Annotated in this window: 12 protein-coding genes; 7 read left to right on the forward strand and 5 right to left on the reverse strand. The window is 64.1% G+C overall.

Annotation, left to right across the window (positions count from 1 at the left end):
* Window positions 1-16: 16 nt before the first annotated feature.
* From VNH11_36295 to VNH11_36305, 3 genes are all read left to right on the forward strand, one after another.
* Window positions 17-667 (forward strand): Uma2 family endonuclease, encoded by a 651-nt coding sequence (locus VNH11_36295; GenBank protein ID HVA51860.1) that lies wholly within the window; start codon window positions 17-19, stop codon window positions 665-667.
* A 67-nt stretch (window positions 668-734) separates the two neighbouring features.
* Window positions 735-2711, forward strand: a complete 1977-nt coding sequence (locus VNH11_36300) for a serine/threonine-protein kinase (GenBank protein ID HVA51861.1) — start codon at window positions 735-737, stop codon at window positions 2709-2711.
* Window positions 2712-2746: 35 nt separating this feature from the next.
* Window positions 2747-3397 carry a Uma2 family endonuclease gene (locus tag VNH11_36305; protein ID HVA51862.1) on the forward strand — a complete coding sequence of 217 codons (651 nt, stop codon included), beginning with the start codon at window positions 2747-2749 and terminating at the stop codon, window positions 3395-3397.
* A 21-nt stretch (window positions 3398-3418) separates the two neighbouring features.
* On the opposite strand, the gene VNH11_36310 is transcribed toward VNH11_36305, so the two are convergent.
* From VNH11_36310 to VNH11_36320, 3 genes are all read right to left on the reverse strand, one after another.
* Window positions 3419-4018: a hypothetical protein gene (locus tag VNH11_36310; GenBank protein ID HVA51863.1), complete on the reverse strand. Its 600-nt coding sequence runs from the start codon at window positions 4016-4018 to the stop codon at window positions 3419-3421.
* A gap of 105 nt (window positions 4019-4123) precedes the next feature.
* Window positions 4124-4453: a hypothetical protein gene (locus tag VNH11_36315; GenBank protein HVA51864.1), complete on the reverse strand. Its 330-nt coding sequence runs from the start codon at window positions 4451-4453 to the stop codon at window positions 4124-4126.
* Between the two features lie 277 nt (window positions 4454-4730).
* Window positions 4731-8111 carry a CHAT domain-containing protein gene (locus VNH11_36320; GenBank protein HVA51865.1) on the reverse strand — a complete coding sequence of 1127 codons (3381 nt, stop codon included), beginning with the start codon at window positions 8109-8111 and terminating at the stop codon, window positions 4731-4733.
* 455 nt (window positions 8112-8566) lie between these two features.
* On the opposite strand from VNH11_36320, the gene VNH11_36325 reads away from it, so the two are divergent.
* The 4 genes from VNH11_36325 (at window position 8567) to VNH11_36340 (ending at window position 12378) form a co-directional block, all read left to right on the forward strand.
* Entirely contained in the window at window positions 8567-8872 is a 306-nt protein-coding gene (locus VNH11_36325; protein ID HVA51866.1) for a hypothetical protein, read from the forward strand.
* A gap of 182 nt (window positions 8873-9054) precedes the next feature.
* Window positions 9055-9546, forward strand: coding sequence for a DUF4058 family protein (locus tag VNH11_36330; protein HVA51867.1), 492 nt, complete (start codon window positions 9055-9057; stop codon window positions 9544-9546).
* Window positions 9547-9560: 14 nt separating this feature from the next.
* Complete coding sequence (locus tag VNH11_36335) at window positions 9561-9785, forward strand: hypothetical protein (protein HVA51868.1); 225 nt, start codon at window positions 9561-9563, stop codon at window positions 9783-9785.
* A gap of 184 nt (window positions 9786-9969) precedes the next feature.
* Window positions 9970-12378 (forward strand): hypothetical protein, encoded by a 2409-nt coding sequence (locus tag VNH11_36340; GenBank protein HVA51869.1) that lies wholly within the window; start codon window positions 9970-9972, stop codon window positions 12376-12378.
* Window positions 12379-12381: 3 nt separating this feature from the next.
* Here the strand turns inward: VNH11_36340 and VNH11_36345 are convergent, their stop codons facing one another.
* Window positions 12382-12858, reverse strand: coding sequence for a nucleoside deaminase (locus VNH11_36345; protein HVA51870.1), 477 nt, complete (start codon window positions 12856-12858; stop codon window positions 12382-12384).
* The coding region (locus VNH11_36350; GenBank protein ID HVA51871.1) for a response regulator at window positions 12855-13400 on the reverse strand (546 nt) is incomplete at its 5' end. The genes VNH11_36350 and VNH11_36345, both read right to left, overlap by 4 nt.

Consider the following 13400-nt stretch of genomic DNA (forward strand, 5'->3'; position numbering starts at 1 on the left):
GCCAGAGGATTTTCGCATGGCGACCGTCGAAAAAAAAACTGTGCTTCACGGCGAACGTCGGATCGTGCTTTCGGGCATTTCGTGGGAACTGTATGAGCAATTGCGCGAGAACGAAGACAACTGGCACGTCCGGATGGCCTACGACGACGGAAGGCTCGAACTGATGAGTCCCTCGCCCAGCCACGAAGCGGTTGCAAAATGGATCGCCCGAATGATCGAAGCGTTCATGGAGGAAACGGGCGTGTCGCACCGAAGTCTGCGCTCGACGACGTGGAAGCGTCGCGAGCTAGGCAAGGGATGCGAAGCCGACGAATGTTATTACATTCTCAATCACCATCGCGTGTGCCGCCGCCTTGATGTCGATCTGACCGTTGACCCGCCCCCGGACTTGGTCATCGAGACCGAAGTCAGCCGTAGCGCTGTGTCGAAATTGGGTATCTACTCGGCGCTTGGCGTTCCGGAAATCTGGCGCTGGCGGAAAAAAGGGTTGGCGGCATATTCGCTCGACGCTGACGGCAAGTACGTCGAACGCGAATTCAGCCTGAACCTGCCCATCTTGCGTGTGAAAGACCTGGAGCAGTTTATCGACTTCGAGATGGCCGCCGACGAACTTGCCTGGATTCGCAGGTTCCGCTCCTGGGTGCGCGAGCGGTTCGTTGCAACCTAATGATGATTGAACTTCGACGATGTCCCGATTGCGGCGCTGACCTGGCCGTCGATGCGCCGAGCGGGCTGTGCTCGGCCTGCCGCTCGAAACCGCGTCCCGAAAGCCGCTCGCCGGGCAATCTGGCGGAGACCTCGCCCTTGGGCTCGCGCTTCGCCGCCCGAAGAACTGGCCCGGCGCCTTCCCGCAACTCGAAATCATTGAGTTGCTCGGGCAGGGCGGCATGGGCGCCGTTTATAAGGCCAAACAGCCAACGCTCGACCGGCTGGTGGCCGTCAAAATCCTGCCCACGGAAATCGCCGCCGACCCGACGTTCGCCGAACGGTTCACGCGCGAGGCTCGGGCACTTGCCCGCCTCAATCATCCGAACATCGTGGGCATCTACGACTTCGGACAGGCCGATGGGCTTTATTACTTCATCATGGAATATGTGGACGGCGCCAGCCTGCGCCAGCTCATCGGAAATCGCCAGCTCGCGCCGCAACAGGCACTGGCCGTCGTTCCACAAATCTGCGAAGCGCTGCAATTCGCTCACGACGAAGGGATCGTCCACCGCGACGTGAAGCCCGAAAACATCCTCATCGACAAGCGAGGCCGCGTGAAGGTCGCCGACTTCGGGCTGGCGAAGCTCTTGGGCCTTTCGGCCGATCAGGCGACCCTGACGCGCGTCGAACAGGTGATGGGCACACCGCTTTACATGGCGCCCGAGCAAGTGCAAGGCTCGCACGCCGTCGACCACCGGGCCGACATTTACTCCTTGGGCGTCGTATTCTACGAGATGCTCACCGGCGACCTGCCGTTGGGCCGCTTTGCTCCCCCTTCGCAAAAAGTTGACGTTGACGTGCGGCTCGACGAAGTCGTGCTCCGCGCGCTGGAGCGCGAACCGGAGCGGCGCTACCAGAACGCCAGCGACGTGAAGACGGACGTTGACGCGATCGTCGCGCGGCCGGCACACACGCTGGCGGCATCGGCCACGAGCGATGCGAAGAACACCTGCGCGACCAAGGTTCGCCGAGCGGCGATCGGCCTATTCATTTTAGGCGTCGTCGGTTGCATCGCCTCGTTCGTCTATTTGATCGCGCTGGTGTCGTTAGTGCAAAACACGTCCGCGCACGGGCAAAAGGCCTACCACAATGCATACGACTTGATCGTCGTCTTCGCCGTCACGCTCGCATTGAGCGTGCTCACGATGTTTGCTGCTTGGAAGATGCTTCGCTTCCAGGGGTACGCTCTCGCGGTGATCGTGAGCGCGCTGGCGATCACTTCGTTGTCCATCGTGGGTCTTCGCGGACTTTGGACTTTGGACTCTCGTGCAGCTCCGGCGATTGTCACCGATTCGTTGTCCATCGTGATTCTTCTGTTATTCATCGTGAGTCCTCCCGTCGGCGTCTGGGCCCTGGTGGTACTATTGCGACGCGATGTCAGGTCCGAATTCTCGGCCGTGCGGAAGGCACGGCAGGATGCTCGCCGGCCCGAGCGCGAGATGGGACGTCACAGGAATGTGGTACCGCTCGTGACGGTGCTGACGGCGTTGGTATGCCTTTTGGGCATGGGAACCGCGTTTCTCCCGTGGGCCGAGATCTCGATGGCGACGTTCGGCAAACCGCCCGCGAGCGCCATTGGTTTCATGTGGTGGCAAGGAATGTTTGTTGGCTTCGCCTTCGTGGCCATGGCAGCCTTGTTGATGGCGACCGTGAGCATGGCTCGAATGCCGGCCTGGCGACCTGTGGTGGTTGGCACGGGCGCGCTGGCGGTCATCGCCGCGGCCGCACATTTTCTCGCCGAATTCAGCCGCGGCGACCTGCCGGTCGAGCCGCTTCTTACGGCCGCGCACCACAGAATCCACATTAACGGGAAAACGCCCAGCACGATCCGGGAGGCGAACCTCACCGCGACACGCCGCAATGGCGCCTATCTCGCCATGCTTGTTGCCGCGGGCGTGCTGATGCTTACGGTTGTGGAAACGGCCGTCGCGCACGCACCAGATCGCAGCCCGGCTGACGGTGGCCCGTCGGCCGACGTGGCGGGGCCGCCCGGACGGGGATAGAATGGGGGCGAGACACATTGCCCGAGGATTTTCGCATGGCGACCGTCGAAAACAAAACTGTGCTTCACGCCGAACGCCGGATCGTGCTGTCGGGCATCTCCTGGCAACTCTATGAAGAGTTGCGCGAGAATGAAGACAACTGGCACGTCCGGATGGCCTACGACAACGGAAGGCTCGAACTCATGAGTCCCTCGCCCAGTCGCGAAGTCATCAAGAGGCTAATCGGCCGGATGATTGAAGCGTTTACGGCGGAACTGGCCATTCCCTTGCGTAGCCTGGGGTCGACGACCTGGAAGCGTCGCGAGCTTGGCAAGGGATGTGAGGCCGACGAATGTTATTACATTCTCAATCACCACCGGGTCCGGAGCCGCCTGGACGTCGACCTGTCGATCGATCCTCCGCCGGACCTGGTCGTCGAGACGGAAATCAGCCGCAGCGCCGTCCGACGGATGCGCATTTATGCGGCGCTCGGCGTTCCAGAGATTTGGCGCTGGCGTAAGAACGCGCTCACCGCGTACTCGCTTGGTGCGGATGGAAAGTATGTCGAATGCGAATTCAGCCTCGATCTGCCGATGTTGCGTGTGAAAGACTTGGAGCCATTCCTCGATTTTAATTTGTCGGCCGATGAAAGCGCATGGATTCGCACGTTTCAAGCCTGGGTGCGGGACCGATTCTTGGCGAGTTAGACGGTGATGTTCCCACATTCGTCACTCGTCGCGCAATTCGACAATGGAGCCGTCGCGCAGGCCGGCGCGCAGGCGGTGGCCGTCGCTGGTCCACGCCAGGGCGATGATGGGGCTATTGTCGCTTTCCGATAGATTGGCGCGCGGAAGCGTGACGATCTCTTGGTCCGTGAGCACATCCCAAAGCTTGATCTCGCGGCCTGCAGCCGTGGCCCGCAGCTTTCCATTGGGACTGAATGTCAGCGCATTGAAGATGGCCCTCGCTTCCCTCGGGTCAAGCTCGCGCTGCCGTCTGCCGGTCTCGACGTCCCAGGATTGGACGGCATTCGCCGCCGCCGAAATCACCGTCTTACCATCGAAACTGAAGGCCAAAGCGTTGATGGCGATGGTATGCCCGGCGAGCTTGAAGAGCTCGGTGCCGCTTGACGCGTCCCACACATGAATCGGAACTGGTATCTCTGGGATGGGTCCACGGCGCGCCCTCATGCGTGCCGCGATCTCCTTAGGCTGGTGGGCCGAAGCGACGATGCGGCCATCCGGACTGATTGCCAGGGCTTCGATCCGGCCGTCATGCCCGCGATAGGTGCAGACTTCGGCCCAACGACTGAGGTCCCATACCTTCACGTCGCCATGCACACCGCCGCTCGCCAGCCGCGTGCGATTTTCGCGTTCGGCCGCCGCCCGTGCAAGTTCCTTTTCGTCTGTTTCGCGGATGGCCGATGCGCGCGCCTACTCCTTCTCGTCGCGCTCTTGCTCGGCCAGAGCACGCTGGTCGGCTTCGCGCTCCAAGGCATGACTTGCCCTGACGAAACCGAGCGCCGCGCCGCCGATCAAGCCCGCAAAGAGGCGGAGCGATCGCTGTACTTTAATCGGATCAATCTCGCGCAGCAGTATTGGGTCGGCGACAACCTGCCGCAGTCCCGTAGGATGCTCGATGCCTGTCCGGCGGAGCTGCGCGGCTGGGAGTGGCGCTATCTCGATCGGCTGCACCACGGCGACCTGCTCACCCTGCCCGGCAATGGACAGTTCACCAGGTCGCTCTCGTTCAGCCTTTTGCACGTGCGCGCTGCGGATCTTCGTGAAAACGCGGACTTCTTGAACGCCGGAAGTGCGCCGCGATCTGGTGCAACGTTGCACCATCCGACCCACCAAAGGTTTAGGGTTCAGGCAAATCGTGGCAGCCTTCGAACTGCGTTGGCAGCCTTCGAAAAAACGCAAAACAAACGCGGTCGTCTTGGCGAAACGGTTGGCCGCCTTCCAATTTGGCCGGTCAGGTTCGCGGCGGGCAACGGTCGAAGATGGCCTAATCCGACGAACGCCTCGTCAGGCGGAACCGCTACGCGGGCGCCGGCGTCCGCTTCGGCTTGGCCACCGGCTTCTTGCGCTCGGCACGCGGCGCGCGCGCGCCCTTCGTCTTCGCCATAGGCTTGTCGGCCAGCGCGCCTGCCTCGTCGTTTTCCGGCGGTGCGGCGACCTTCGGTTTGTCGGGCATCGCGGCCCCTGCGGCAACGCTTTGTTTCTGGTCGGCCTTGGGGGCGTCAGCGGCGGCCTGCCCTGGTTGCTGGCCGCCCGCGTCGCCTTTGGCGGCGTCGCCCGGCTTGGCCTCGGGGACCACCTCGATCGGCTTGGCAAGCTCCGCTGCCAAAACCCGTTCGGCTGCCTCCTCTTCTTCGTCGCTCATGGGCAGCGCGCCGGTGTCGGCCAACAAATAACCGGCCCAAAAGAACGGGTGCTCCGCGAGGGGCGCGTGTTGCTGCGGCGTGAGCTTCAACCGGGGCTCGGCCGCCACATTGACCTCGCTTCTGGAAACGATCTGCACGCTGCGCTGCCAGGCGTCGGAAGCCGTGGTGTGCGGCAGCTCTTGGGCGAATTCACGCACCAGATCGACGCTGGTTTGCCCGCCCGTCCGCCAGCGGCTGATCAGCACCGTCCGCGCGCCGCTGCCCATCAGCCCGCAGAGCGTAAAGAAAATATCGCTGCCAGAGGCGTCTTTCGCTCCCGCCTTCATCGACCGTTCGGCCGCGGTGCGGAACGCGGGCAAGATGACTTGCTCGGGGCCGTGGAAGGGCAGGGCCATCCATTCGAGCAGCGTGCTGCCCGGCGCCTTCGCGTCGACCTGTACCGGCGACCAGCCGTAGCCGGGCGCCGCGGGGGCGACCTCGCTGAGCACGATCAGGCGGTCGAAGAGCGAGGCGTACAGCGCCCCCGGAGCGGGCGGTTTGTCGCGGATGGCCACCGCATCGGGAATGGCACGCGCGATGTCGTCGAAGGCCGCGTCGGTGAGTTCGGCGTCGTCGCGGGGAAACAGCCGGCCCAAGGCCACCACCATGTTGCCGCGCGTCTTTCGCCGCTGCGTATCGCCGATGGCCAGCCCCACCGTGGGCGCGTAGCGGACGCGCGTGTGATGGATGAGCGGCTCCGAATGCTCGCCCACCATCACCGGCAGGGCCTCAAAGGGAATGTACCAGAGCTGTCCGTCGGGCACGATCACCAATTCGTTGAGCGTTCTTGCGGAACTGTTTTTGGCGCGCGTGCCCGCGCGGGGCATCAACACGTTCAACACCTCCTGCGCCGGCCTGCGCCAGGCGTCGGAAAGGTCGTCGAGCTTCATCACCTTGTTCTGCTCGAAGTTGCCCCACTTCTGCATCATGCTGGTGACGTTCATCGGGAAGCGTTTGTTCGCTTTGAACTCCCAGTAGTCGTACTTCTCTTTCTCCAGATAAAAGGCGTAGGTGTAGCGGCTGGTGGTGAAATAGACCAAAAGCCCTTGGCCTTCGACGAGCGATTCTTGCACGCTCTTGAACGACCGCACGGGCGGAAAGACCAGGCTGGCCGGCTCCCGTCGCAGCGCGATTTGCCGCAAGATCAACTCCTGGTCGCCGGTGAGCTTGTAAAAGTCGGCCAGCATCTGCGACTGCTGCGACGCCACTTCCTTGTCTTCGGGCGCCAAGGGCAGCTTCTGCAAATCGGCGCGCAGCTTCTTGGCCTGGCGCGATTTCTGCTCGTAGACCGGATACCGCGCCAGGATGCTGTGCCGCTGCAAGCGCGCGACCTCGTCGAGCGCCGACTCGGGCCCTTCCAACAGCCAACGCAAATTGAGCAACCGCCCCCCCACTTCGGTCGTCGAGAGAAAGAGATGGCGACGGGCCAAGTCGGCGATTTCCATCGCCCGTTCGTGCTCTTTGTTTTTTCTCACCAGCGCCGCCTCGAACCAATTCTGGAAGGACGGGAGGTGCGGCACGGTCAACACCGATAGAGACTCCAACGGGTCCATCATCCAATCGACGGGCGTGGGCTCGCGCAGCATGTGGGCGTAGAGATCCATCGCCACCCGCTCGGTAACGAGCTCCGTGGTCCAAAGATTGTCGACGAGGTTGATCTGATAGAGCCACAGCGAACCGACGGTCTGAAACGCCATCGCGGCGGTCAGCGCGACGTTGCCGGCGTCGACCAGGCCGAGGTCGTAGGAGGCGATGGCCTTGAGGTGGTTCATGCGGGCGCCGATCTTGCCCGCCGGCATGCTGGTGTGCAAGGTGAGCGCGGTCGCCTGAGTCAACGACGCCGACGCAAGTGGCGGCGCGCCCATCAGCAACTGGTTTTCGGCCGTCGACAGCAACAGCGAGGCGTTCAATTGCGTCAAGCCTTGCGCCGTGGCCCAACCGATGGCCGGCAGCAACGGCACATAGGGCAGCTTGGGGTTCGACAGGAAATGGACCAACGCTCCGTAGCGCAGCGCCTCTTCGACGATGCCGTAATTCGAGAACTGGGCGGCAGACCACGACGCTTCCAGAAAGTGGGTCTGCGCCGCTTTGTAATTGCCGGCCACCATATCGAGCCGCCCGAGCTCGAGATGTACGACACAGGTGAAGGGATGGTCGAACGCGCCCGCTACGAGTTCGGCCTTCTCCAGCACTTTGCGGGCCTGGGTGTCTTTGCCCGCCGCGGCATAAGCCAATCCGAGCTGCACGTCGACCCAGGCCTCCGACCAATGGTTGGGCCAGGCCGGCCGCTGCCCCAGCGTCTGCACCAGCAGCCGGGTGGTTTCCATGTGGGGACAGGCCGGTCCCAGCAGCTCGCGCCACCGGTTAATGGCCAGGCAGCTACAGCGCACGATCTCTTGGACGTTGATCGGCATCAGCACGGCCGGCTGCACGATGCCGCCGTTGAACACCGCCGCGTTGTTGTTGATGTTGCCCTGCTGAATGTTGATCGTGGGCGGGTAACTGCCCACGGCGGTCACGCGCTGGGTCGCATACCAGGGCACAACCACAAGTTGCTGCGGCGAGGCCGGCACGATGACGGGCGGAAACTGGACCGACAACATCCAGGTGTTGAAGCGGATCAACAACAGCAGCGCATTTTCATAGTGAAAACGGGCCAGGGTATGGTTGCCCATCTGGTAGGCGCATTCGCCGTGCATCGTCTCGTAACAGATCGAATCGATCCACAGCCCGCCGGCCGCCGGGTTCTTGATGGCGTTCTGCGAGAAGATGTTCAAGGCCTGGTCGGTGGCCACGTAATTGCCGTCGTAGTAGCCGGCGAACGTCAGGAAGTACGCCGGCGGCGGCTGCGACTGGGCTCCCTGCTGCAGAGATTGGGCTCCTCCCTGCGCCAGCGCGCTTTGGGCAGCCGTGGCCCAAACCACCAACATCAAGATCGTGACGGCGCCGCAACGGCGGTCGCGGGGCGGCAAACAAACTCGCAGGGGAGTATTCATGGCCGGCTCCAGAAGAAGGCGGGGATTCACTATCAGCATACCGTCTGGCGTCGGATGTGGGAACTACCTGGCGAGGGTTCGGGGTTCGGGGTTCGGGGTTCGGGGTTCGGGGTTCGGGGTTCGGGGTTCAGGGTTCGGGGTTCAGGGTTCGGGGTTCAGGGTTCAGGGTTTCGAGGTCTTGGTCTTAGCGATTCGAGTACCGATCCCGCGAAGCGTTGCCTCATCCCTCATCCCTCATCCCTCATCCCTCATCCCTCATCCCTCATCTGAATCCTGAACCCTGAACCCTGAACCCTGAACCCTGAACCCCGAACCCTCTTCCGCTAAAGTCCCCCGCACATTCGGGCCGATAAGGTGCTTGTCGATTGTACCGCTTTTGCGGACGAGGCGTTTTCGGTTGATTTTGCGATAAGCCGGGCGGTTCGCGCACAGCACGGCGCTTTGGAGAACTGGCGATGTGGTTGTCATCGAATCCTGGATCCACCAGGCGGCGTCTGCTTGGCAGCTTCGGCCTGGCGGCGGCGCTGGGACTAAGCGGCTGCCAGTCGGACATTGGCGGCCAGACGCTTCCCAGCCCCTACTGGCAGACCGACGATGTGCAGTATTTTCCGCCCGGACCTGAGTTCAAACTCTCCCGCGAGGCGGCGGCCATGAAGGCCTTCAAGCAAGACGCGGCGCGTGCGGGCCAGCCCGTGCAACCGGCCGCGCCGGCCCCGGCCCCGGCCGAGGCCGGACCCGCGCCCGCCGACGCCGGTCCGTAACGTCAAGTCAAGCGGCGGCGGTCGGCCTGGCCAAGCATGCCTTCACCGGCCGCCGCTCACAGGTTTCGTCGGGTGACGATCGCGTTGGCCAGCCAGACGCCATCTGGGCGGCAGGTCTGACGGGCGATTCATCGTTGCCAAGGGGGGACGGCGCCCGTCGCTGCCTGGCGTCCTCGGTTGGCTTGCCAACAGGCCTTCCTGGGACGCCAGGCGAGCGCGGGTCTTTTGGAGGAGGACCTTGCGCGCCAGCATCAAACAAACTGCCTGGCGAGGGACAACGGCTCTACCGGCCAAAGCAACAGGAATTGAACGAGGGCGGCGCCAGCTTGGTCGAGATCGACTTGCTGCGCGCCGGCGAGCACGTGCTCAACGTGCCAAGCAGTCGCATTCCACGCGCGTATCGGACTCCTTACCGCGTGTGCGTGCGGCGCGGTTGGCGTCCGCGGCGGGTCGAGCGTTACCGCGCTCCGCTCGAAAAACGTTTGCCGAAGATTCAGATACCCCTGCTCGAAACGGATCAGGATGTGACGCTTGACCTGCAATCTCTGATTGAACTATGCTATCGCAATGGCCGGTACGATCGGATCGATTACACCGTCGATCCCGGTTCTCCGTTTGATCCCCCAACCGCCGCTTGGGCGAATGAACTGCTGAAGGCGAAGGGGCTGCGGTAGTACCGGAGACCGAGATGATCCACTGCAAGCGATGCGGCGGTGAAGTGGTCCAAAAGCCGGTCGCGCGTCTCATGCTGGTCGGCGTCGCCATGCTCGCGGGCGCCGGCTTGGGCGCCGGGTCGCCGATGCTTTGGGTTCCGGCCGCGGTTCTTGGCCTGACGGGAATCTATCTCCTCATCTGGGCGCTCGCCGGTCGGGGGCGATGGTGCCGGGGTTGCAAGCGATTCGACCGCGTGTAAGCGGTAGCTGAGCTGAACTGCTGTTGCCATCGCCGATTCAGGTGGAAAGATGGGCGACGAGCCGGTCGCCGGCCCAGGCCAGCACGCGGCCGTTTGTCTTAATCTTCCTCTCAAGCGTCGTCATCCTCGCGGTCGATAGCTCCGATACGACCCGTACTTTCGACCCGCGACCGAGGTCCCGCTCATGCGAGTTTCTTTCCGCCAAATCGCCAAAGGCGTTTACGGCGGCCACCTGCCGCGCGATGTCGCCGCGGCGGTGGCGCTGGGAGTTTTGCTGGGCGCCGTCACCGGCGGAAATGTCTCCTGGATTGCCCTGCTGCTGGCGGCCATCCTGTTGAACGTTCACACCCGGCTGTTCTTGGCGGCCTGGCTGGCAAGTCTGTTGCTGGCCTGGTTGGCCCGCGGCAGCCTGGACCGACTCGGCCGCCTGATGCTCGACGGCACGCCGCTGGGACACGCGATTGGACAACTGGGCGACGGCGTTTTCGTTGCTCTGCTGGGCTGGGACCAATACGCGTTCGCCGGCGGAGTCGCGGCGGGCTCCGTGCTGGCGGCGGCCGGCGCGCTGGCGGCCTACCGGTTGACTCGCTACCTCTGGCTGTCGCAACGTCCACACGATCCTGATTTGCCTCCCAGCCCGATCGCATTCGACGTGCCCGCGACGCCAGTGCATACCGGGCAGGCGGCGCTCACCGAGGCGCCTGCCAACGCGGGGCCACTCGTGCGGATCTGGCTCGGACCATCCCAACGCGAGCGATCGTTGCGTCGCACGATGCAGCCCCGGCGGCTGCGGCGCCACGGTGCGCCGATGGCAGTCGCGGCATCGCTCGCTCTCGTGGCGGCATGCTGGTGGCTCGCCGGCTCGATGGCCCGGCAAGAGCTTTTGCGTACGCTGTCGGCTTGCAACGGCGCCGAGGTGTCGGCCGGCGGCCTCGACTTGTCGATGGCCAGCGGCGACTTTACCATCCGCGATCTGCGCGTCGCCGATCCCCAACGGGCCGGTCGCGATCGTCTTTGCGTCGGCCTGGTCCAAGGAAAGTTGTCGCCCGGCCTGCTCCTGCGTGGTCACCTCGACGTGGAGCGGTTGGCGTTGAGCCAGATCCGGACCGATCTTCGTCGGGCAGGACACGCCGCTTCGTCCCCGGCCTGGTCCGGTTTCTCAGAGACGGGTGAGGAATCCGTCCCATCGTCGTCTTCGTGCGATACCGCTCTCGACGCCTCCTTACCTTGCTGGAAAAATGTCTGCCGGCAGCTTCGCGCTTTGCAACGACTGGTCGTGGCCGTCGAAGGGCTGGCTGGGGCCGAAAGTGCCGGGCCGGACAGCGGCACGACGCAGCGTCGGAGCGAGTTGGGCGTCCGTCGGCCGCGGCTACGAGTGCGGCAGGCGCGTGTTGCTGATCTGGCGAACTGTTCGGGCCTGGGCCGCAAATCGCTGTTGCAACTGACGGAGCTGACCAGCAATTCGGCGATCTCATCCTGCCCGGCCGAGTTGAAGGTCGTGGTTCCCCGGTTCGGCGCCGAGTTGCGGCTGATCTTCTCGCAGAAAGGCCCTGGCTCGAAGCATAGGCTCGAATGCTCGGCCTACGATCTCGACCTGCCGTCGCTATTCGGCGAGGGCCACGTGGGCCGCGTGCGCGTGGCCTCCGGGCGAGCTCGACTGTCGGGCGAAGGTTCGCTCGATCGCCGCTCGCTCGATGTCCGCTTGACCGTCGAAGCAGAATCGCTGGCCGCCGAGGTCGTCGGCCGGCGGCGGTTGGCCGGCATCGAACCCGATCTCTGGAACCGCGGCGTCGAGCGGTTGGATGCCTTCAAGACCGATCTCGTGTTGGCGGGCGACTTCGCTTGCCCGACGCTGGGTCTGGAAAGCCAGCTTCTCGTCGAGCAATTCCAACAACATCTACGTGCGGTGGGCGAATATGCACTGGTCGATACGCTCCATCACCAACTTGCTCGAAAGCAGCGCCCCGAGGTCGAGTCGGCGGTAATGCAAGCCAGCGCCGTCGAACCGCAATTGAATCCTACTCGACCGGGCTGGGCGGAGTTCACCCAGGACGCCCAGGCGGCCGGACTTGCCCATCCGGAACCGCCGGCCGCATCCGCGGTCATCGCCTCCGATGAGGCGGTCCAACAACCCGTCAACTATCCCGCGACGGCCCATCCTTTCGACGATTCACCGCCGGGACCAACCGTTCCGCCAACCGCAACGGCACAAGCGGCGGAGGAGGATCCGGGGTTCAGCGATCCAAACTCGGAACCGCCGGTTCCGCCAGGGGCCACGGCGCCGGAGTCCGCGCCAACCGCGCGCCGGCTGCCCGGTCCTGTCAACATGGTTGTCGGGCACGATCCGATGGCCTCGATTCCGGCGTCCTTCGACAGTGTCGGCACGACGGCGCCGGAAACGGGCCGGCCGCCGCGTGCGAGCTTGCTGTCGCGCTGGGCCGCCGGTTTGCGTCAGCGGTTCGCTCCCGCGTCTACAACGCCGGATACGGAAGTCCGCACGGAAGCGCCGCCCGACGACGCACAGACCGGACCACCGGAGCGCGTCATCCCGGCGGCCGCCAGCGAAGCCTGGTACCATCGCCGCTGGCGCTGAGCGTCAATACGTGCGCGGATCGGGCGACCGCTGTTTCCACTCCAGGAACAATTGCCGGCACTCCTCCGGCAGCACTCCTGAAGCCAGCACCAGCCGGCTGCCGCTGAGCCGGACCAGCTCGTGACACGACAGCCGCAGCTCGTTGAAGCCGGCCGACGTGGCATCGTCGATCGTGGCGCCGTACACCACCTTGCCCGCGCGGGCCCAGTGCAAGGCCGCCGTACACATCGGGCACGGCTCGCAAGTCGTCGCGACCAGCGCGTCGGGAAAATGGATTCGGCCCTCCGCGCGGCAGGCCTCACGCAGTGCGGCGATTTCGGCGTGGGCCGTAATGTCGTTCGTGGAAAGAACGACGTTGTGGCTGAGCGCCACCAGGCGGTCGCCGACGGCGATGGCACAGCCGAACGGGCTTTCGCCGCGCTCGATGCCGGCGCGGCACTGGTCGATGGCCAGCCGCATCAAGTCTTCCGGTTCGATCATTCGTCTTGCGGCCCGGCGGAGTCTTCCATGCCCTCGATGTAACGCCGCAACCGCTCCAGCTCATCGGTCATGTGCCGCAGCTTGAGCATGTTCTCCACGCGTTTGAGCAATTCCAGCTTGTTTACGGGCTTGCTCAGGAAGTCGTCGGTGCCGGCGTTCACGGCCCGTTCGATGTCGCCCAGCTCGTTGAGCGCCGTGACCATCAGCACCATGATGCCCCGCGTGGCCGGGTTGCTCTTGAGCTGCTTGCAGACCTCGAAGCCGCTCAGCTTGGGCATCATCACGTCGAGCAAGATCAAGTCGGGCCGGAAGCTCTCGACCTTCTTGAGCGCGTCTTGCCCGTCGACGGCCACCGCGGTCGTGCAATCGATGTCGCTTAGATAGACCTCCAGCAACTCGACGTTCGTCGCGTTGTCGTCGGCGATCAGGATGCGGTTCTGGTCGGCTGGTTTGTCGGGCATGGCAGTTAGTTTGTTCCCTCTCCCTCCGGGAGATTCGTAGGGTGGGACCAGCGAGCTTGCGAGCGCCGGCCCACCATCGTT

The organism is Pirellulales bacterium (assembly GCA_035533075.1).
GTDB lineage: Bacteria > Planctomycetota > Planctomycetia > Pirellulales > JAICIG01 > DASSFG01.

Bases quoted from the DNA above. Each gene is read 5' to 3' on its own strand.
- VNH11_36335 (HVA51868.1), top strand. From the start codon at position 9,561: ATGATCCACTGCAAGCGATGCGGCGGTGAAGTGGTCCAAAAGCCGGTC.
- VNH11_36345 (HVA51870.1), bottom strand. From the start codon at position 12,858: ATGATCGAACCGGAAGACTTGATGCGGCTGGCCATCGACCAGTGCCGC.
- VNH11_36305 (HVA51862.1), top strand. From the start codon at position 2,747: ATGGCGACCGTCGAAAACAAAACTGTGCTTCACGCCGAACGCCGGATC.
- VNH11_36320 (HVA51865.1), bottom strand. From the start codon at position 8,111: ATGAATACTCCCCTGCGAGTTTGTTTGCCGCCCCGCGACCGCCGTTGC.
- VNH11_36325 (HVA51866.1), top strand. From the start codon at position 8,567: ATGTGGTTGTCATCGAATCCTGGATCCACCAGGCGGCGTCTGCTTGGC.
- VNH11_36340 (HVA51869.1), top strand. From the start codon at position 9,970: ATGCGAGTTTCTTTCCGCCAAATCGCCAAAGGCGTTTACGGCGGCCAC.
- VNH11_36295 (HVA51860.1), top strand. From the start codon at position 17: ATGGCGACCGTCGAAAAAAAAACTGTGCTTCACGGCGAACGTCGGATC.